The 20808-nt window shown below is 60.0% G+C and carries 18 protein-coding genes and 1 pseudogene; 8 read left to right on the top strand and 11 right to left on the bottom strand.

The genetic code is table 11. From position 1 onward, the window contains the following. The first annotated feature begins 188 nt into the window (after positions 1-188). Positions 189-1064 carry a helix-turn-helix domain-containing protein gene (locus AC1MEK_RS20140; protein ID WP_480398024.1) on the top strand — a complete coding sequence of 292 codons (876 nt, stop codon included), beginning with the start codon at positions 189-191 and terminating at the stop codon, positions 1062-1064. Position 1065: 1 nt separating this feature from the next. Here AC1MEK_RS20140 and AC1MEK_RS20135 read toward each other — a convergent pair whose 3' ends face one another. The 6 genes from AC1MEK_RS20135 to AC1MEK_RS20110 form a co-directional block, all read right to left on the bottom strand. Further along, positions 1066-3408, bottom strand: a complete 2343-nt coding sequence (locus tag AC1MEK_RS20135) for a TonB-dependent siderophore receptor (RefSeq protein WP_480398101.1) — start codon at positions 3406-3408, stop codon at positions 1066-1068. A gap of 163 nt (positions 3409-3571) precedes the next feature. Then, on the bottom strand, positions 3572-4567 hold the full coding sequence (locus tag AC1MEK_RS20130; RefSeq protein WP_480398023.1) for a FecR family protein: 996 nt from the start codon (positions 4565-4567) through the stop codon (positions 3572-3574). Beyond that, positions 4564-5130, bottom strand: a complete 567-nt coding sequence (locus tag AC1MEK_RS20125) for an RNA polymerase sigma factor (RefSeq protein ID WP_480398022.1) — start codon at positions 5128-5130, stop codon at positions 4564-4566. The genes AC1MEK_RS20130 and AC1MEK_RS20125 overlap by 4 nt, the downstream gene beginning before the upstream one ends. Before the next feature lie 9 nt (positions 5131-5139). After that, positions 5140-5472 (bottom strand): DUF3325 domain-containing protein, encoded by a 333-nt coding sequence (locus tag AC1MEK_RS20120; RefSeq protein WP_480398021.1) that lies wholly within the window; start codon positions 5470-5472, stop codon positions 5140-5142. Next, complete coding sequence (locus tag AC1MEK_RS20115) at positions 5472-7100, bottom strand: PepSY-associated TM helix domain-containing protein (protein ID WP_480398020.1); 1629 nt, start codon at positions 7098-7100, stop codon at positions 5472-5474. Before AC1MEK_RS20115 ends, AC1MEK_RS20120 begins: the two co-directional genes overlap by 1 nt. Further along, on the bottom strand, positions 7097-7456 hold the full coding sequence (locus AC1MEK_RS20110) for a DUF3649 domain-containing protein (protein WP_480398019.1): 360 nt from the start codon (positions 7454-7456) through the stop codon (positions 7097-7099). The genes AC1MEK_RS20115 and AC1MEK_RS20110 overlap by 4 nt, the downstream gene beginning before the upstream one ends. 210 nt (positions 7457-7666) lie before the next feature. Here AC1MEK_RS20110 and AC1MEK_RS20105 point away from each other — a divergent pair, with 210 nt between their 5' ends. From AC1MEK_RS20105 to AC1MEK_RS20085, 5 genes are all read left to right on the top strand, one after another. Next, entirely contained in the window at positions 7667-8170 is a 504-nt protein-coding gene (locus tag AC1MEK_RS20105) for a sigma-70 family RNA polymerase sigma factor (RefSeq protein ID WP_480398018.1), read from the top strand. 32 nt (positions 8171-8202) lie between these two features. Next, positions 8203-9159 (top strand): FecR domain-containing protein, encoded by a 957-nt coding sequence (locus AC1MEK_RS20100; RefSeq protein ID WP_480398100.1) that lies wholly within the window; start codon positions 8203-8205, stop codon positions 9157-9159. 256 nt (positions 9160-9415) lie between these two features. Next, positions 9416-11773 carry a TonB-dependent Fe(3+) dicitrate receptor FecA gene (fecA, locus tag AC1MEK_RS20095; protein ID WP_480398017.1) on the top strand — a complete coding sequence of 786 codons (2358 nt, stop codon included), beginning with the start codon at positions 9416-9418 and terminating at the stop codon, positions 11771-11773. 302 nt (positions 11774-12075) lie between these two features. Continuing rightward, positions 12076-12495, top strand: coding sequence for an HPF/RaiA family ribosome-associated protein (locus AC1MEK_RS20090; RefSeq protein WP_480398016.1), 420 nt, complete (start codon positions 12076-12078; stop codon positions 12493-12495). Positions 12496-12910: 415 nt separating this feature from the next. Continuing rightward, positions 12911-13231, top strand: coding sequence for a DUF3509 domain-containing protein (locus tag AC1MEK_RS20085; protein WP_480398015.1), 321 nt, complete (start codon positions 12911-12913; stop codon positions 13229-13231). 116 nt (positions 13232-13347) lie between these two features. Here the strand turns inward: AC1MEK_RS20085 and AC1MEK_RS20080 are convergent. Continuing rightward, positions 13348-13494 (bottom strand): annotated as a pseudogene (locus tag AC1MEK_RS20080) (phosphate-starvation-inducible protein PsiE); the annotation flags it as partial. A gap of 142 nt (positions 13495-13636) precedes the next feature. Between AC1MEK_RS20080 and AC1MEK_RS20075 the strand changes: the two are divergent. Next, positions 13637-15547: an ATP-dependent nuclease gene (locus AC1MEK_RS20075; RefSeq protein WP_480398014.1), complete on the top strand. Its 1911-nt coding sequence runs from the start codon at positions 13637-13639 to the stop codon at positions 15545-15547. Between the two features lie 236 nt (positions 15548-15783). On the opposite strand, the gene AC1MEK_RS20070 is transcribed toward AC1MEK_RS20075, so the two are convergent. Next, positions 15784-16272 (bottom strand): phosphate-starvation-inducible protein PsiE, encoded by a 489-nt coding sequence (locus AC1MEK_RS20070; RefSeq protein WP_480398013.1) that lies wholly within the window; start codon positions 16270-16272, stop codon positions 15784-15786. Between the two features lie 255 nt (positions 16273-16527). On the opposite strand from AC1MEK_RS20070, the gene AC1MEK_RS20065 reads away from it, so the two are divergent. Continuing rightward, positions 16528-16791 carry a YebG family protein gene (locus AC1MEK_RS20065; protein ID WP_480398012.1) on the top strand — a complete coding sequence of 88 codons (264 nt, stop codon included), beginning with the start codon at positions 16528-16530 and terminating at the stop codon, positions 16789-16791. Positions 16792-16905: 114 nt separating this feature from the next. Here AC1MEK_RS20065 and AC1MEK_RS20060 read toward each other — a convergent pair whose 3' ends face one another. Genes AC1MEK_RS20060 through AC1MEK_RS20050 form a run of 3 tightly spaced genes read right to left on the bottom strand, consistent with a single transcriptional unit; the run spans position 16906 to position 20489 of the window. Next, entirely contained in the window at positions 16906-18540 is a 1635-nt protein-coding gene (locus tag AC1MEK_RS20060; protein ID WP_480398011.1) for a GMC family oxidoreductase, read from the bottom strand. Beyond that, positions 18537-19073, bottom strand: coding sequence for a sugar dehydrogenase complex small subunit (locus tag AC1MEK_RS20055; RefSeq protein WP_480398010.1), 537 nt, complete (start codon positions 19071-19073; stop codon positions 18537-18539). The genes AC1MEK_RS20060 and AC1MEK_RS20055 overlap by 4 nt, the downstream gene beginning before the upstream one ends. A gap of 15 nt (positions 19074-19088) precedes the next feature. Next, the gene (locus AC1MEK_RS20050; protein WP_480398009.1) at positions 19089-20489 is read right to left on the bottom strand and encodes a cytochrome c; all 1401 of its coding nucleotides are present in this window, start codon (positions 20487-20489) and stop codon (positions 19089-19091) included. Positions 20490-20808: the final 319 nt, after the last annotated feature.

Raw genomic sequence — 20808 nt, 5'->3', positions numbered from 1 at the left:
CATTTGATCGCGGCCAGGCTGGCAGCGGGGGCGCTACGGAGTAGGATGCGAGGCACGACTCTTTCGTAGCAGCACGGCTTGCCGGCGGGAGCGGTGTGTCAGGCAATACATTCGTCACAGACACACCGCCCCGCCGGCAAGCCGTGCTGCTACGTGAAGCGCAAACAGCGAGATCTTGAGAGCGTTCCATGCCATCACTGGACCACATCCAGGTTTTCCAATCCCTGAACAGCTCGCCCCACGCGCAGCTGGAGCAGAGTGCCGCGCTGGGCGATGGTGTGGTCGCGGCGCTGTGGAACAACCGGCATGACGCCCAGGACTACCACGCGCCCAGCCATCACACGCTGTCCTGCTACATCGCCGGCGGCACCGGCACTTATCGGCGCGACCAGCCGCACATGAAAGGCGCGCCGGACAAACTCTGCGTGCTGCCCGCCGGCCACCAGTCGTCCTGGGTGGTCAACGGCGACATCCGCCTGGCCCACCTGTACATCAGCCCCGAACAGTTCGCCCTGAACTGCGTCACCCTGCTCGACCGCGAACCGCGGGAAATGATGCTGCGGGAAAACACCTTCATTGAAGATCCGCTGCAGGCCGAGCGTTTTCACCGGCTGATCCGCATGAACTGGAGCGAACCGGGCGAGCGCTTGCAGACCAGCAGCCTGGCCCACGAACTGCTCGATCACATGATCCTCAGCCAGGTCGGGCTGCGCGAGGGCCTGCGTCTGAAGGGCGGCCTGGCGCCGCACTTGCGCAGGCAACTGGTGGAGTTCATCGAGCTGAACCTGGCCGAGGCCTTGAGCCTGGGGCAACTGGCCGGGCTGTGCGCGCTGTCCGAGTACCACTTCGCGCGCATGTTCCGCGAAAGCTTCGGCCTGCCGCCGCACCAGTACCTGCTGGCCCGACGCATGAACCGCGCCCGGGATCTCTTGCGCTCGACGCGGATGCCCTTCGGCGAAGTCGCGCTGGAATGCGGTTTCGCCAGCGCCAGCCATTTCAGCAACACCTTCAAAACCGCCACAGGCGCAACGCCCAAGGCGTATCGGGCGGCGTTTCAGGCCTGACTCAGAACTCCAGCGTCGTCGCCAGGATGACCTGCCGCGAATCGCCCATCGACACGAAATACCGGCTCACCGCCGAGCTGTAATAGGTGCGGTCGAACAGGTTCTTGACGTTGAGCTGAAACTTGACCTTTTGCCCGTCGAGCTTCGTTTCATATGTCGCAAAAGCATCGAACACGGTGTAACCGGGCAGATCAAAATCGTTGTCCGGGTTGCCTGCGCGCTCGCCGACAAAGTGCGCGCCAGTGCCGGTCCTCAGCCGATCTGCGCCCAGCGCCGGGCCAAAATCGTACACCGCCGACAACGAGCCGCTATGGCGTGGCACGTTCTGCAGGCGATTGCCTTTGAGTGTCGGATCTTCCACCACCCAGGCATCGGTGAAGGCATAGCCGCCGATCAGGCTCCAGCGCTCCGAGAGCTGACCGCTCAGGTCCAGCTCGACGCCCCGCGAACGCACCTGGCCAGCGGTGCTGTAGACGGTATTGGTCGTCAGTGAGTCGAAGTTGGCCACCAGCACGTTGCGTTTGCGGATGTCGAACAGCGCCAGGGTGCCGCTGATACCATCGTCCGCATCCCACTTGGCGCCCAGCTCCCAGGCTTTCGACTCTTCGGGCGCCGTCGCCGAATCCAGCACCGTGCCGCCCGCCAGCGCGGCGATGCTGGAGTTGGGTTTGAAGGACTCGGTGTAGCTGCCGTAGAACGACAACTCATCGGTGTAGCGATAGACCAGCCCGGCCCGGGGAATCCACTTCTGGCCGTTCAGGTCCGTATTGCGGGTGAACGGAATGCCCTTGCCCGCCTGCTGATCGAACACCTGATAACGCGCGCCCGCCAGCACAATCCACTGGTCGGTCAGGTGGATCGAATCCTGGAAGAACAGCGAATCGGTGCGCAGCTCGTCGATCTGGTGGCTGTCCGGCAGGCTGACCTGGGTGCCCTCCACTTCCCGGCCATAGACCGGGTTCAGGTAGTTGAAGGTGGTCACACTCTTCTGCCGGATCAGTTCGCCTCGATAGATCTTGCGGTACTCGTCGTCGAAACCGAACAGCAGGTCGTGTTGCAGGCCGGCCAGCGCGACGTTGCCGCTCAGGGTCAAGGTGGTGAAACGGTCAGTGCTCAAGGCGTCGCCGGTGCCATCCATCGAGCGGGTCAGGGTGCCGTTGACCGGGTTCACTGCCGTGATGCGCACCTGGCTCGCGTCGTAGGTTTCGCGGTTGTAGCTGTAGCCCAGATGGCCCTGCCAGGTATCGTTAAATTGATGATCGACTTCGAAGTGATACAGGTCCGAGCGCCCCTCCATGTTGTTGAACGGCTCGTCCAGCCGGCGCGTGGCCGGGATGTTCAGCGGGCGGTTGGTGCGCGGGTCGATGGCGGTGCCGCGATCAAACGGCGAGAGAAATTCGCGATGCTCGAAGGCCGCCAGCAGTTGGGTGTTTTCGCCGTACCAGGCCAGCGAAGGCGCCACCAGCGATTCGCGGTGCACGCCGTAGTTGCGCCAGTAATCTTCGTCTTCATGATCGACGATCATGCGATACGCCAGCCCGCTCTGCCCCAAGGCCCCGGTGCTGTCGAGGGTGCCGCCGCTGCCGTTCTTGCCGGAGCCGAAGGTTGAACCGCGCGCGATCAGCTCGGTGTGGCTCAGCAACTGCGGGCGCTTGCTGACCACGTTGATCATCCCGCCCGGGTCCTGAATGCCGTACAGCAACGACGCCGGACCCTTGAGCACTTCGACCCGTTCGGCGGTGGCGTTGAGGCTGCGGCCCTGCACCACCGGCATGCCATCTCGGATGATCGCGCCGTCGCGGTTGTCGCCGAAGCCGCGCTTCATCAGGGTGTCCTGAGTGCTGCCCAGGGTGTTGCCCTGAGTCACGCCGCTGACGTTGCTCAAGGCGTCATCGAGGTTGCGCGGCGCCTGATCGCGCAGCACCTGCGCGGGCACCACGCCGATGCTCTGCGGAGTTTCCAGCTGCGTGGCGGGTGAACGCAGCACTGAAGTGCTGGCGGGACGCTGATAACTGTCAGCTGCGTTGCGCCGCGAATCGATTCGGGTCAAGCCCAGGGTCAAGGTGCCGTCACCGGCAATCGGCTCGAGGGTGAAGGTGTCCTGTGTCACCCGGCGAAAGGTCAGGCCGGACCCGTCGAGCAAGCGTGCCAGCGCCTGCTCGGCGGTCATCGAGCCACGCAATGCCGGGGCGTCGAGGGTATACGGCGCGTCCTGGGTGTAGATCACGCCCTGTCCGGTGACGCGGCTGAACTCGCTGAGCGCCTGGGGCAAGGGCCGCGGCGCAATCGAAAAGTCCCAGACAGGCTCTGCCGCATGGATGCAGGTGCTCCATGCGGTTAGCAGAGAAATGCCGAGCCAGGTTTTCAATCAGGTCAGTCCTCGAAATCGCAGACACTGTGGGAGCCGGCTTGCTGGCGAATACGGTATGTCATGCACCAATGATGCAAATTGACACGCCTCATTCGCCAGCAAGCCGGCTCCCACAAAAGCAACATCCAAAACACCGTCAGCGAATCACGATCACCCGCCCCAACGCCTCGTACTGCTCGAAGCCGACGACCGATTTCAGCGCCGCCAACACCGCCCGAGGATCGTCGCTGGGGAAACTGCCGCTGACCTTTTTCTCGGCCAGCCGATCGTTGAGCACCACAATGCGCCCCGGGTAGTAACGGCTCAGGTCGCTGATCACATCGGCAAGTGGCGTGCGGTAGTAATTCAGCCAGCCCTCGCGCCAGGCCAGTTGGCTGGCGCTGTCCACCGATTGAGGGTCAGTGGTGTGGGTCTGGTCGTAGGTCACGCGCTGGCCGGCAATGAGAATCTGCTGCGGCAGGTCGCTGGCGGCCTTCACCCCCACTCGCCCGGAAAGAACGGTGACTTGCGCGCCCACCGGTTGCAGGCGCACTTCGAACTGCGTGCCCAGCACCCGGGTTTCGCCCTGCCCGCCGTCGACCACAAACGGCTCACCGGTGTGGGTCACCTGAAAGAACGCCGCGCCGCGCCGCAACTGCACATGGCGCTCGCCACCGGCGAAATGCACGGCGATGGCGCTGTCGGCATCGAGGGTGACCTGGGATTGATCGGCCAGCGTGACGGTACGCACCTGCCCCGGCGCCGACACATAGTCAGCCCCCAGATCGTCGGCCCAGCGCGCCGGCTGCCAGCCCAGCCCCATGCTCACCATCAGCAACAGGCAGGCGGCCATCGCCAGCGAAGCGCCCCAGGCAGCCCGGGAGCGGCGCGGCGGTGCGTCCATGGCCGCGAGCAGCGCCTGCAATGCGGCGTCGTCTTCCCGGGCCAGTTTCGCGGCCGGTTCTTCGCTCATTTCCCAGATCACCTGGGCCTGCGCGTAGGCCTCGGCATGGGCGGGGTCGGCCTGCAGCCAGCGGCTGAAACGCGCCTGATCGGCGGCGCTGGGCTGGTCGTGCAAGAGGCTCAACCAGGTCAGCGCGGCGTCGTGTTGTTCGGGGGAAATCATGGGACTGGCATCCAGAGGCGCTTTCATCGGCGAGCGTCCTGATCCAGGCTCGCCTTGCAGGCTTGCAAGGCGCGCATCATATGTTTTTCCACGGCGCTTTGCGAAAGGCCCATGGCCTTGGCGATCTCGCCGTATTTGCGCCCGTGAATGCGGTTAAGCAGGAAGATCTGCCGGGTCTTGTCCGGCAGCCCGCGCAACGCCGCCTCGATGTGGCGCAGATCGTTGCTGGCTTCCAGTGCAGCCTGGGGTTCGTCGTTGCGCAGTTCCTGCTCGTCGGGGATCAGCCCTTCGTTGATGCGTGCCCGCGTGCCTTCATTGCGCAGGTGGTCGATGGCGATGTTGCCCGCGCAGCGCAGCAGATAAGTGTTGAGTTCCTCGACCTGCACCAGCGGCCTGCGCCAGAAACGCACGAACAGGTCCTGCACCAGATCCGCCGCCGTCGCCCGGCAGCCGACACGCCGGTTCACCAGCGCTTCCATTTGCGGACGCTGGGACAGGAAGACCTTGAGAAAATGCGCGCGGGCCGCCTTGGGTGAGTCCTGATCGGCATCGCAGGGCCCGGTGCCGGGCGGCGGGGTGAGGTCGAGCATCTGGATGACTCAGGCCAGAAGTTGAAGGCAGGCGGCAACCGGGCACAGCACTGCGCCGATTGCCGCCAACGACAAGGCCAGCCTTGGCCGATAACTCATCATGAACACCCACAGCACCGCGCTGCCCATCAGCGCGGCGGACCACTGCACCAAGGCCAGCCCCACGCTCAGCGAAGCCAGCGCGACCCACAGCGAAAGCCCCAGGGCGATCCAGCCCGACAGCCTGAACGCCCTGCCCCGAGTGACCGACAGACCGGCGCCGAGCAGGTCTTCGTGGTGGCGGTTCATGGACAGGCACAGCACAGTGAAACCGACGTAGCAGAGCAAGGTGGCCAGCAGCATCAGCGGGCCTCCGGAGCAGCGGCATCGGCATTGACGCCTTCGTGAGCAAGCTCACTCCCACCTTTCTGCGCTCGACTCGAACCTGTAGGAGTGAGCTTGCTCGCGATCACGGCCTGGCCGTCACCACGAAACCTGAACGCACCCCAGGCCAGGAATACACCAGTGGCCAGGGCAGTAAGGTCCAGCGCCGCCAGCGTCCAGTAACCCTGCTCCAGCGAGGCCCACAGATAGCGCCCCGCAGTTGCCATATCCAGCACCGGCAACAGGCAGTACAGCGCTGCGGCCAGAGTCAGTTGCTCACGCCAGGCGCTGCGCCCATCGCGGAAAAAAACCCGCACGAAAGCATGCAGCAAGGCCAGTCCCCAGACGCAGAAAAAAGCGTTCACCTCCCAGCCGCTGCGCCCGGCCAGGCTTACCGGCAACAGGCGGTTGGCCCAGAAGAAGCTCACCACCGCCAGCATTAGGCCGGACATGCTCGCCACATTGAGCATCTCCACCAGCTTCAGCTCGAACGGCAGTACGCCGGACTTGGCATGTTTGAGCCGACGCTTGCCCAGCCAGATCACCAGCCCCGTGGCGATCATCGCCGTGCCGCCGATCCCGGCGAGGAAATACAGCCAGCGCAGCAAGGGCCCGGCGAAGTGGCCCATGTGCAGACCGTACATGCCGCCGGCCAGCAGCAGCGACGCGGAACTCGTGCCGCTCTCCTTGCTCAACTCACCGGTCACACCGTCGAAGGTCAACGCGGTACCCGCCTCGCGGGCAATGGTGTCGGCATCGTTACGCCCCAGAGAAACCGTGGCGTTGGCCTTGCCGGGATTGTTCACGGTAATCAGCCCGGCGCGGCCACCGTCCCACTTGTCCGCCGCCACCTCGAGCATCGGCGCGATGGGCTTCAATGGCGCTGTTTCAGCAACGGGCGGCGCGCTCTTGAAGGCCGGAAAAAGATCGTCGAAGAACGCGCCGGTATTGCCGCCATAGGTGGTCAGGATGCTCGCCGGCATCACCATCGTCATGAAGATGACCAGGCTGCTGTAGGTGATCATCAGGTGGAACGGCAGAATCAGCACCGCCACCGCGTTATGCCCGTCCAGCCAGGTGCGCTGGCCCTTGCGCGGGCGGAAGGTGAAGAACTCCTTGAAAATCTTCTTGTGGGTGATGATGCCGCTGATCAGCGCGACGAACATCACCATCGCCGCCAGAGTGGCCAGCCAGCGGCCCCATGGGTGCGGCATCTGCAGCTGGAAATGGAAGCGATAGAAAAATTCACCGCCCATGCTTTCCCGGGCCTGCACCGGCTCACCACTCTGGGCGTCCAGCGATTTACGCTGGAACCGGCCATCCGCCCCACTCCAGGACAAACCGATGTCCGGGTTGCGCTCATCGGGCAGGCTGATGAACCAGCGCTTGGCGTCTGCAGCGTTGGTCTGCAGCCATTGCTGGCCACGTTCGGCAGCCACAGCGGCCGTCACTTCATGGGGAATGATTTCCGGCTGCGCCCAGGCGCTGATCTCTTCCTTGAAATAAGAAAGCGTGCCGGTCAGGAAAATCGCGAACAGCAGCCAACCAAACACCAGCCCGGCCCAGGTGTGCAACCAGGCCATCGCCTGACGGAAACCCTCTTTCACGATAGCCACCGTATGCAGCCGTACACCGCCCCCAGAATCGCGCAGGGCACCAGCAGCCCCAGCCAGGCGCGCAAGGCGCTGCGGCAGGCGAAACACCAGAGCACGGCGGGCAGATAGACCAGGAAGGAAAGAGTCATGGACAGCACCGCCGCCTCGGCGCGGGATGCGTTGAACGCCAGCAGCAAAAGCTGCCCCAGGCAGACGCTGCACAGCGCCGCCAGCAGATAGCCGCCCAGCAAGGCGGCCAGCACCCGCGAGGCCACCGCCAGACGCCAGCGCAGCGGAACAGCCTCGCCTTTTTTTGGCGCCTTCTGGCGTTTCTCGGGCATGGCGGCGCTCACCGTCGCGGCGTCCATCAGCGATGGACTCCGAAAAAGGCGCAGGCGCGGGGACCGCGTGGGGCGTGAATCAACATCGACATGATCGTCCTGAAATCGAAGGCACAAAAATACACCGCGCGAAAGCGGCGTACAAAAGAGCGCAATATTAATGATAAATATTCTCATATGCAAAAGAGTCTGACAGAATCGCCGCCTTTACTGGCCCATCCCGGATAGCCATCCTCCATGTCCAGCGCCTCTTCCGCCCTGAATCACACCGTTGAAGGCCTCTACAACGCCCACCACAACTGGCTCACCGGCTGGTTGCGGCGCCGGCTGGGCTGCCCTCACAACGCGGCGGACCTGGCCCAGGACACCTTCGTCAAAGTATTGCTGGCCCGGGAAACGCCGCAACTGGTTGAGCCGCGCGCATTCCTGACCACCATCGCCAAGCGGGTGCTGTGCAACCATTACCGCCGCCAGGAACTGGAGCGCGCCTACTATCAGGCGCTCAGCGAGTTACCCGAGGCACTGGCGCCGTCCGAAGAAGAACGGGCGATCATTCTGGAAACCCTGGTGGAACTGGACCAGTTGCTCGACGGCCTGCCGCTGCTGGTCAAGCGCGCCTTTCTATTGGCGCAGATCGACGGCCTGACCCACAGCGAAATCGCCGCGCGGCTGAACATCTCCGTGGCCACGGTCAAACGTCACCTGACCAAGGCAGCCATGCGCTGCTACTTCGCCCTGTGAACGCCCGTGCCCAGGGCCTTGGCGCCGACTCGATGAACCGCCCGGAAATCTCCGCGCAAGTCGCCGAGCAGGCAGTCAACTGGCTGATCGAGATGCAGAGTGGGCAGCTGGATTCGGCCCGCCAGCAGGCCTGGCAATCCTGGCTCAACAGCCACAGCGACCATCAGCGAGCGTGGGCGCATATCCAGCGGATCAACCAGCGCCTGCACGGCCTCTCATCGCCGCTGGCCCACGCCGCGATCAACGCACCGACGTCCAGCAGCCGGCGCCAGGCCCTCAAGTTGCTGCTGTTGCTCGGCGCAGGTTCGCTGGCCGCCTGGAGCGCGCGCGACCGGCTCGACCTGCCGCCGCTGCTGGCCGACTACCGCAGCAGCGTCGGCGAGCGTCGCAAGGTCGCGCTGGCCGATGGCAGCCAGCTGCAACTGAACACTGACACCGCGCTGGATGTGCGCTTCGATCAGGGCCAGCGCCTGATCAAGCTGCTGGAAGGCGAAATCATGCTGACCGTCGCCAACGACGTCCGCCCGCTGCATCTGCTGACCGCCGAGGGCAGCCTGAGGGCGATTGGCAGCGGAGCGCGGCTCAATCTGCGGCAGCTTTCCGGGCGCACGCAGTTGGCGGTGTTTTCCGGCAGCGTGGAGCTGAGCCCGTTCGAGAAATCCGACTCGACGCTGCTGGTCAAGGCCGCGCAGCAGGTGACGTTCGACCGCAATCACTGGGAGCCCGTGCGCCCGGTGGACAGCAGCAGCGGCGCCTGGGCCGACGGCATGCTGGTGGCCGCACACATGCGCCTGGCGGACTTTCTCGGCGAACTCTCGCGCTACCGTCGCGGCCGCCTGAATTGCGATGCGAAAGTGGCCGACCTGCTGATTTCCGGCAGCTACCCGCTGAACGACAGCGAACGGATCCTGGACATGCTCGAAGTGGCGCTGCCGGTGAAAGTGCAGCGCTTTACGCGGTACTGGGTGAATGTCGAACGGCGCGCGTGACCACTGCATGCCCCAACAAATTGGCGGCACCTACGGACTTTGTGACCGACGCGTTTTTTCTGTAGGAGCGAATTTATTCGCGAAACGGTGGTACATCCGACGCATATGTAGCGCCTGAATGATCATTCGCGAATGAATTCGCTCCTACAGGGCTGCCCAACGACCCAAAATTTTTCAAAACGAGTGAGCTGTTTTTCCACCCTCGCGTGACAGACAGGAAAAGCCCCCTTGATCCGTCTTTCCAAAGGACTCCTGCATGTCATCCCGACCGACCCGTTTGTCTCCCCTGACGCGCACCCTGCGCCATGTTCTGTTCGGCGCCAGCCTGTCGATCACCGCGGGCTCCATGGCCTTCGCCGACGAGGCTCCGGCACGGGCGTATCACATTGCGCCGAGCGAGCTTGAAACCGCGCTGAACCAGTTCGGCCGCGAAGCCGGGGTGCTGATTTCCTATGGATCGAGCGTCACCAGCGGCCTAAAAACCCGTGGCCTGCAAGGCAGCTACACCACCGAACAGGCGCTGGCGGCGTTGCTCGAAGGTACCGGCCTCAAGGCCCAGGGCGATGGCCAGGGCGGCTTTACCCTGCAACCTGCCGATACCACTCAGGCCAGCGGCCCGCTGGAGCTGGGCGCCTCGACCGTGGTCGGCGACTGGCTGGGCGAGGCGCAACAGGCCAACGTGTTCGAACACCCGGGCGCGCGGGATGTGATTCGTCGCGAGGAGTTCGAGCGCGCCGGCGCCACATCGGCGCGGGAAGTGCTCAACCGCATTCCCGGCGTCAATGCACCGGAAAACAACGGCACCGGCAGCCACGACATGGCGCTCAACTTCGGCATTCGCGGCCTCAACCCGCGCCTGGCGGCCCGCTCGACGGTGCTGATGGACGGCATCCCGGTGCCCTTCGCGCCCTACGGCCAGCCGCAGCTGTCGTTCGCGCCGGTGAGCATGGGCAACATGGATGCCGTGGACGTGGTGCGCGGTGGCGGTGCCGTGCGCTACGGCCCGCAGAACGTGGGCGGCATCGTCAACTTCGTGACCCGGGCGATCCCCGATGCGCCGACGCTCAAGGGCGGCATCCAGACCGAAACCAGCCCATCGTCCAGCCACGACGGCTTCAAGACCACCGGCAACCTGCTGGCCGGCGGCACCGCCGACAACGGCCTGGGCGGGGCGATCCTGTATTCCGGCGTGCGTGGCGGCGACTGGCGCGAGCACAGCGACACGCAGATCGACGACCTGATTCTCAAGGGCAAATACCAGATCGACGAGGCCAACAGCCTCAACGCCGAAGCCCAGTATTACGAAGGCGAAGCCGACATGCCCGGCGGCCTTTCGGTGGCCGACTACGATGCCGACCCGTATCAGTCCACGCGCCTCAAGGACAAATTCTGGGGCCGCCGCACCATGTTCAACGTCGGCTATCGCTATCAGGAAGATGCGCGGGAATTCACGGTCAATAGCTTCTTTACCAAGACCCTGCGCAGCGGTTATCTGGATCAGGGCTCGTTCGTTTCGCTGTCGCCGCGCGAATACTGGGTGCGCGGCCTGGAAACCCGCTTCGCCCAAGGCTTCGCGCTGGGCGCGACGCAACATGAAGTCGGCGTCGGTTATCGCTACATCAACGAAGCCGGTCACGAACTACGTTTCCGGGAAAACACCGCGCTGAACCTGCTGCCGACCACCGACAGCCGCAACGATCGCGATACCCGCGGTTCCACCGAAGCTCATGCGTTTTTCGTCGACGATCGCATCGATATCGGCAAGTGGACCTTCACCCCCGGCATTCGCTACGAGATGATCGATTCGGCGCAAACCAACAACCTGACCCACGTCAAATACCAGGGCGATTACAACACCGCCCTGCCCGCGCTGAACGTGCTGTACCACATGACCGAAAGCTGGAACCTGTACGCCAACACCGAAGGCTCGTTCGGTTCGGTGCAGTACAGCCAGATGCCCAACCGCGTGGCCGGTGGCGAGGTCAAACCGGAGAAAGCGCGCACCTGGGAGCTGGGCACCCGTTACGACAATGGCAACCTGCGGGCGGAAATCGGCGCATTTCTGATCAACTTCGATAACCAGTACGAGAGCAATCAGACCAACGACACCGTCATCGCCCGCGGCCAGACGCGCCACCAGGGCATCGAGACCAGCGTCAACTACGCGCTCGATGGTTTGAGCCCGATCTTGTCCGGGTTCGACGTCTACGCCACTTACGCTTATGTTGACGCGACTATCCGCGAAGATGGGCCGAACAAGGGCAATCGTGTGCCGTTCTCGTCAAAACACAAGGGCACGTTGGGCGTCGCCTACACCGACGGCCCGTGGAAGCTGAACCTGGACAGTTCGTACCAGAGCAGCCAGTTCGCCGACAATGCCAACACCTCGACTGAAAGCGCCGACGGCAGCACCGGGCGCATCCCGGGCTACATGCTGTTCAGCAGCCGCGCGGCCTATGACTTCGGCCCGCAGATGTCGGACCTGAACGTCGCCGTCGGGGTGAAAAACCTGCTCAACCACGAGTACTTCACCCGCTCCTACGACGATAACAACAAGGGCAAATACGTCGGCGAGCCGCGTACGCTCTACGTGCAGACCTCAGTGTCGTTCTGACACCTGAATCCTCGTAGCAGCACGGCTTGCCGGCGGGGCAGTGTGTCAGACGATACTTTCGTCACAGACACACCGCTCCCGCCGGCAAGCCGTGCTGCTACGAGGGAATCGGCGCATATACGCCTTGGTTGTCTCTTTGCAAAATGATTTCTGCAATGAAATATTTCTTTCGTTTTGGGGGTTGAATTGTTCTGCGTTCGGCGCCAACACTGTGAGTGAGGGCAGGCGAAAATCCACCTTCGCCGGACCTCAAGCAACTGCTAGCAAGCGAAACCCGAGCAAGCCAAAGTAAGGGAAGAACTATGCACATCCAGGTCAATAGCGATAACCACATCGAAAGCAGCATCCGACTGGAGGAGTGGGTAAAAACCACCGTTGAAAACGCCCTCGACCGCTTCGAGGAAGACCTCACCCGCGTCGAAGTCCACATCCAGGACGAGAACGGCGACAAACCTGGCCCGCATGACATCCGCTGCCAAATGGAAGCCCGGCCAAAAGGCCACCAACCCGTATCCGTGACCCACAAGGCCGATTCCCTGGATCAGGCCGTGGACGGCGCCGCCGTCAAACTCGAACACGCACTGGAGCACCTGTTCGGCAAACTGCGCAGCAAACGGGGCAATGTATCGCCCATCGGCAGCGCCCGCAGCAAAGGCGCCGAACACCCGGACGCGCTGCTGCAGGAAGAATTCCTGGAAAAGGACGAAGCCCGGCACGGTTAAGCTGGCCGCTTTGACAATCTGATCATCGAAAAAGGGCGGGCCTGTGGAGACAGGCCCGCCCTTTTTATATACGCACAGAAACAAGGCAAGGCGCGCAGTAGTGGTGCTGCCCCTCAACTAAAGAGGCATTTGGCCAGTACTTAAGCATTAATGAATTACGGTGAAACAGTTCACAGCCTTATCGCTGAAAGGATTATTCGGCCATTTAAACGCGCCGTTCGTCTTGAATGGCCCGAACCCTGCAAGTTACCGATCATCGAGCCTCCACCCGCGCAAGGCCCCATATTCTCTGGCTCGACGGGCCGTTGACCGGCTTTGGCGACAGGCGCGTTGATCAAACCGCTGATCCTGCGTCGCGAACTAAAACGCCCAAGCTCAAGTCAACTTACGCAGATCGATAATCAGGTAACCGCTCATGGATAACCCTTTTCAACAGATCACCGATGCATTTCACCCAGACTACCGGGTCAACCTGAGCATCCAGGATTTGGACGGCACCATCATGCTGACGCTGTCCAACGAATCGGGCGTGGTCGCCAAGCGCCTGATCAGCACCGAACAACGCAATTCCCCCAAGCGCCTGGCCCGGCTGATCGAGAGCGTGCAATTCGGCATCGCCATCGAACAGGGCCACAGCGCAGTGAAGATCCTTACCGCGATGACCGATGGCGACGTCAAGCAGCTGAGTTCACGCAACCACTTCGCCGACCGTCCACAGCTGAACGTGGGTATCTGAACACAACATCACTCCCGTAGCAGCACGGCTTGCCGGCGGGGCGGTATGTCTGAGACGAATGTTTCGCCTGACACACCGCTCCCGCCGGCAAGCCGTGCTGCTACGTCGCAAACCCCTTAAATCTCGCCCTTCTCCTCGATCAACGCGCCCTTCTTGCTGCTGTGCGGATCCGGCACCTTCACCGAAGGAAACTTCGACGACGCATAGCGCACCACCAGAATCGCGAACGCCAACAGCAGAATCGCACCACTGAGGTACACCACACTTGAGTTTGATAGTGCATGCGAGTCTTCCGCCTTTAAACACAAGAGCAAACCCCGGCCTCACCGATGCCAATTTGACATCGCTCAGTAGTCACGCGAAAATCCCTCCAAACTATTACTATCAAGCGACAAAGGAAGCGCTATGATCGCAGGACTGTTCATAAGAAACTACAAGACATATCAACAATTAACCTTTCTGCCCTTCATTAAGCAAAACAACCACAAACTGAGTATATTCATAGGACAAAACGGGGCAGGAAAATCATCGATACTAGAGTCACTGGACACGCTTTTCAACAATAAAGACTGGAATTCAAACATAACCTCGCGCAAGTCCGACGGCTTTATCTGCCCTATATTTCTAATTCCCAAACGCTCCATACGCCCTAACAAGTCACTAGAAACAATAAGTGAATACTTTTGGAAGTATTCATTATCAGAAAATACGGGCGCCATAAAAAACAGCGCGCAAAAAGAATTCATTTCCTTCAGAGACCAGACACTTTCGAAGTTCAATTCACAAGACTACTACTTAATCGTGATAGGGCGCAGTGAGCAGGGCCACACTAGCTTCACCTCGACCCATAGGGCATTAGAAAAAAAGCTAAGCATCCCTGAAAGAATTAAAGTCCTCAACACTGTGCTAGATCGCTACGCCTATACATATCTTCCCATCCACAGCTCGCCAACTGAACTGCTTAATTTAAAAGCTAGAGAAGTACAAGCATTACTTGACAAAAACTTCATAAAAGAAATTGAGGAAATATTAAACAAGGATGAATCTGGAGACAGCCCAGTCAAAAGCATAAATCAAAAGCTAGACAAGTTTCTTACAGAGATCAATGAAAAACTTCAAACCTTGGACGGGAACTATCAATATAAAAACACTGTACATAACAAAGTTTCTGCTAGCGACCTCACAGAGACTATATTAAACAAATATATTTCAAAGCGCTCACTCCAGCGTGACAACAAGCCTATCCAAAACTTGAGCTCTGGGGAACAGCGGTTAGCTATAATAGATGTTGCCTATGCTTTCTTAAGCAAAGGCGGAGATACCACTAAAGAATTGATTCTCGCGATAGATGAGCCTGAAGTCAGTTTAAACCCAGCCAACTGCCTACGGCAATTTAAAAGAATTTTCAAAATAGCTAACGAATTCAACCGACAAACGCTCATTTCGACTCACTGGTACGGTTTATTGATGGCGCCCGACGAGGCGACGCTTAATTACGTGGAAAAAGTGGATGATCGCTCGACAGTCAAATCATTAGATTTATCTAAAATTCAAGAAGAGCGCCGGCACTTTCCCGACTCATTTGAAATGAAAAGCTACTTCGACCTTGTTTCCTCGATACTATCTACGATAAAGTCCGACTCAGCAAGTTGGTTAATTTGCGAAGGCAGCGATGATCAAAACTACATCAGATCGCTACTCCCTCAAACTGCAAAATCACTAAACATATTGCCCATCGGCGGCAGAAGTGGCGTGATTAAACTATACGAATATATGAGGATTGCGGCCGAAGACAAAGCTGAAAGAGGACTTTTAAAGGGCAAGGTACTATGTATAATTGACACTGACCCTGAAATAATAAGCATTTCTCCCTGCTCACATAAAGCACAATCAACTTTAAAAATCTTGAGATTTCAGATCTCAAAGGAAGGCACTGCTGAGCTTATAACCCCTACTCCGAACGGCTATCATCAGCAAACGGAACTCGAGGACGCATTGGACCCTATCGATTTTTACAATGCAGCCAAACGAATTATCCAAACACAAGCACCGGAGCCTGTTAAAAAAGCCTTCTTGGCTGCGTCCCCCAATGAGAACGCCAGTTACTCAGGAGTCAACTACGACCTAAACTTTCTAAACTTAAGAAACGAAGATCATTATCTTAAGAAAGAAATACGCGACTTTCTTTCAAAAGACCATGTAAAAAGCGACATTGCCACAAGGTATTCAGCCCAGCACACTAAACCAAAATGGGCATCCACAATTGAGGATTTTTTCGCGCCAGAAAAAACTGACGCCAATTCCGTGCATAATTAGTTATCAACACGGCGATACACACAAAAAAAGTGATACTGAAAAAAACAACTACAACTCTAATTCTTAGACAAGTCGCTTCTCAGTATCACAAATCCAAACCTGACCGTAAATTCAATCTCGTTTTTACGGCCACCTTACCATTAGAAAATAATGAACCTGCTTTATTGGAAGTTAGATAAGACTAATCCCTTCCAAATCCTCACTACTATTCTTAATAGCTCCCGCAGCATTGGATACTAAATCTCCCCCTTCTCCTCGATCAACGCGCCCTTCTTAGTGCTGTGCGGATCCGGCACCTTCACCGAAGGAAACTTCGACGAGGCGTAACGCACCACCAAAATCGCGAACGCCAACAGCAGAATCGCACCACTGAGGTACACCACGCCCAAATCCGGCGGCGCATGGTGCGACACGTCGGAAATCAGCAAGCGGGTCAGTGCGGTGATCGCCACGTATATAAGGAAGCGCACCGGCATGTGGTTGGTCTTGAAATAGATGCCGACCATCGCCCCCAATTCCAGGTAGATGAACAGCAGCAGGATGTCATCCACCGTGATGTGGCCCTTCTCCAGCATCCCCAGGAACGCCATGACCGCCGCCCAGGCCGTGACGGCGCCGATGGCGAACAGCGCCAGGTAGTGGAAGGTCTCGACGAACAGATTGCCCAGCGACTCGGCGCAGGTGTGAACCCGCTGACGCAGGGACTCGGCCCAGTTGATTTTCACGATGTACTTCCTTGAATAGCCCGAAATGATAATGCCGCCCACGCGTGAAGCTTTTGCTTGCGAGATGGGAGAAGCATTAAAGGGGCCATGGGCTATGGTTGAGAACGCGACCGGTTGTCGCAAGGCGTGAGGGCGGCGCGAAAAATGAATGTGAATTGCCACTATTCAGGCAGCGCCGATTGCCTTATGCTGCGCACTGTATATAAACACAGTACCCATTCAAGGTTACTTTCGTGAAGGCATATGAGGTGGTAAATGGCCGTCGAAGTGGTATACCGCAGCAGCCGGGATCTGGAGCGCCTGTTCATGGATAAAGCCGAAGCTGATCGTCATGACAAGATGCTCGAACTCGCCGAGTTGTTGTCCAGCGTCCTGAGCAAGGCGGTGCCTTCGCTGTCCGAGACCCAGGTTGAGGAAGCGGGCATCTACATGGCCAAGAACCGCGACGTTTTCGCCCGCGCGTTCAAGAACCAGCCCGATGCGCTGAATGAATTGCTCAGCGGCGAAGCCGAAGAATAGTTCGCACACCCCGTAGCAGCACGGCTTGTCGGCGGGGCGGTATGTCTGTGACGAAAATTTCGCCTGACACACCGCCCCGCCGGCAAGCCGTGCTGCTACGGATTCAGCGCTGGATCAGACCTCTTTCACCAGCACATCGGCAATGCGGATACTCAACGCCGCACCGGTCAGCGTCGGGTTCACGCACGACGAGGACGGCATCACGCTGGTCCCGGCGATGAACAGGTTCTGGTGGTCATGGCTGCGGCAATCGCGGTCGACCACCGAATCCTTCGGATCGTCGCCCATGATGGTGGTGCCCATGATGTGCTGACGGTTCTGGAAGCCGGTGTCGGTGCTCAGGATGTCAGCGTCCAGCAGTTTGGCGAACTGTTTGAAGTCTTCCAGTGCCTTGTCCTTGCCCGCGTGCCAGTAGTCCGGAACGCTATAGTAGATTTCCGGCACCGGCAGGCCGATGGCGTCGAACTTGGTCTTGCTCGGCACCACGCGGTTTTCTGGCAGCGGCAGGGTTTCGAAGTCCACCGCCCAGTTCAGCGAGCGCGCCGATTGCAGGCGGATCTGCTCGTCGAGCTTCGAACCCAGCACGCCCTTCGCGATCAGGTTCGAAGTGATCTGCGAGGTCGGCACCGTGTTGCGCACCTTGATCTTGTAGCTCGGGTAATCCTTGCGGAACCCGCCGTCGCGGCTGTTCAGGTAGACCAACAACTGGGTCGGACCTTCGCCCGGCCACATGTCCTCCTTGGTCATGACGTTCATGCTGATGCCGGTGTGGTCCATCAGGTTGCGCCCGACCTGGTCGGAAGAGTTGGCGATGCCGTTCGGGTATTTCTCCGACGTCGACATCAGCAAAAGCTTCGGCGACTCGATACCGTAGGCCGCCAGCACGAAGTAGCGCGCGGTCAATTTGTGCTTGGACTTGTCCGGGCGCATGTACCAGACCGCCGTGATCTTGCCGTCATCACCGGCCTCGATCTTGTACACCACCGAGTTTTCCATGACCTTGGCGCCATGGCGCTCGGCTTCGTCGATGTGCATCGAGCCATCGTATTTGGCAGCAATCGGGCACACCGGGTTGCAGTTGTTGTTGCCGGCGCACGGCGGGCGCTTGCCGTAAGGGCGGGTGGCGCGGCCGTTGGGTTCAAGGATTGGGTTGTAGCCGCCCTTGCTCAGCATTTCCGACAGGCGCTTGAACATGTAGCTCGGCTTGAGGCCTTCCATCGGGTACGGAATCGAACGCGGCGGATAGGCTTCACCGCCCTGCCCGCTTTCGTCCTGGCCGTCGACGCCGGAAACCCCCAGCTCGGTTTCGGCGCGGGCGTAGAACGGCTCCAGCTCGTCATAGCTGATCGGCCAGTCGCGGCCACGGCCGTACAGGGATTTGAGTTTGAAATCGTTGGGCAGCATGCGCCACAGCGACGAACCGAAGTGCCAGGTAGTCCCGCCAACAACGCGCAGGTACGAGGTGTTGTACTTGACCGGGCCCTTTTGTTGCAGGTAGTCGCCGTAGGTGGACGGCGCGTGAGGCAAGCTCGGATACGGCGAGCCCGCGCCCTGCAGCTTGGCGTTGGCCAGCGACAGCTTGACCGGCGCGTTACGGAAGGTTTCCACGATGTCGCGACGGTTCACCCGTGGACCCGCTTCGAGCACGATCACCGATTTGTTTTCTTTGGCAAGGCCGGTGGCGATCAGGCCGCCCATGACGCCGGAGCCGATGATGACCACGTCGGCATCGAATTGATCGCTGCTCATACTTTCGAATCCTGAATGACTGCAGGTTTAGGGCCCCACGAAGCAGGGCCGCCACCGTAGGTGGGAATGGCGAGAATGCCGTGAGTCGGCTGGTACATGATCGCTTCGGAATAACTGATCAGCTCGGCGTCCGCCGGCTCGCCGACGATGCCCAGATACCAAGCCGAAATGATGCTGGTGGCCGTAGCCTTGAGCGATGCATCAGGCTGGACCTGCGCCAGGTATTCATCGACGTGCTTGTAGCCCTGGGCGCTGATCAGCTCCTTGAGGGCAATGACGTTGCCGGCGAAATTCGGCGCGCGCTTGGCCAGCGCCGCGTGGTAACGCGAGGCCAGTACCGGATTGACCGGACGGCTGATCAGAAACTGCGACAGCGCGATGAAATCGGCAGCCGTCACTTCGGCGGCGAAGACCGATTGCAAAGGCGTCAGCGAGCCGAGCATCGCAGCCAGGCCCAGCGTCACCGAGCCGCGCAGCAGGCTGCGGCGGGAAAACCCCGGCGAGGTTTCGGCTTGAACGGAAGTGGTGTTCATCAATGAGTCCATGGTTCAAGCCCCCTTGCGACGGCGGGAAATCAGCGCCCAGGCCACCAGGCCGATCAGCACGCCGATCAGGATGATTGCCGGGATGGTGAACTTGGCCATCACGGCCAGTGGCGCCTTCGGGCCGCCTTCACGCACCTGCGCCACATCGGCTGCGGTGACTTTCAGATCCGAATTGCCGTAGTGGGCCAGCACGTAGTTGCTGACGTCGGCGATCTGCTGATCATTGAGGCGATCAGTGAACAGCGCATCAGGACCGAAGCCCGGCATGTCGATGGCCACGCCGTCGACTTCGCGGTGCACGCCATAGACGATGGTGGCGATCAGGTTGTCGGCACGGCTGGTGGCGGTGTTGTGGAACAGCGACGGGTATTCCTTGTTGCCCTGGCCATTGGCCTGGTGGCAGTTGGCGCAGGTGCCGCTGAAGATGTGCCAGCCCGGATTGTCTTCCGGCTTGCCGCCGCGCAGGGTCAGCTCATCGACCGACGCCTGTCCGTATTCGTGGCGGGCGCGGGTTTCCCCGGTCTTGACCGGCTGGGTCTGCAGCAGATACGCAGCGATGGCCTGCAGATCGGCGTCGCTCAAGTGTTGCAGGCTGTTTTCCACCGCCTCGGCCATCGGGCCGGCGGCTTGCGCCTTGCCTTCGACATGGCCGGTGCGCAGGTACGCCACGATCTCGTCGCTGGACCAGGCGCCAATGCCGCTGACCTTGTCGGAGGTGATGTTCGGTGCATACCAGCTGCCCAGCGAACCGCCCGCCAGGGCCTTGCTGTTGTCGGCGGCCATCAGCACGTTGCGTGGGGTATGGCAGGTGTCGCAGTGGGCCAGGCCGTTGACCAGGTAATCCCCGCGATTGACCTCGGCGGACTTGGCCGGGTCCGGCGTGAAGCGCTTGTCACTGTGGAACAGCGCGTTCCAGCCGATCATCGACGCGCGGATGTTGAACGGGAAATCCAGCGCCGTTTTTGGCGTGGGTTCGTCCACCGGCTTCACTTCATGCATGAAGTAGTCGTACAGCGCGGCGATGTCACTGTCGGTGATCTTCGAGTAGGAGGTGTACGGCATGGCCGGGTACAGATGACCGCCGTCCGGGGTGACGCCATCGCGCACCGCGCGGGCGAACTGCTCCTCGGTGTAGTTGCCGATCCCCGCCGTTTTCGATGGCGTGATGTTGGTCGAATAGATCGTGCCCATCGGCGAACTCAGCGGATAGCCACCGGCGAACGGCTTGCCCTGCGGCACGCTGTGGCAGGCAACGCAATCGGCTGCCACCGCCAGGCGCTTGCCCCTGGACGCACTGTCATCGAGCGCCTCGGCATGGGCTGAACTTGCGGTTATCAACATCAGCGTGAACAGACCCGCAATGGTCTTGCCCACACCTCCCCCCTTACTCACGTAACGCGACATGTTTCCTGCCTCAGGCGACTGATTTCTCGGTTTTTTAAAGGTTGTAGAAACAGCAGACGCACCGATCCCGTGATCCCGAAATTGAGAGATCAAGAGGTACGATGTCTTATGATTTATATGAATATTTCACAAAGGATAACATCTTACAACAGATTACGGCGGCAAAATGCCACACATATTTTTTGAGCACAAAGGCTCTATCTCAATGCTTTTGAAATGGTGTAGAGATCACCCAGTGTGATAATTAATATTTAGTAACCCTTTAGTCCTGGACAGAAAAGCCGATAGACATAGGACGACCGTTCGTCGGAATCGATTC

Source organism: Pseudomonas sp. 2, assembly GCF_056627435.1.
This window is presented reverse-complemented; position numbering and strand designations above follow the sequence as displayed.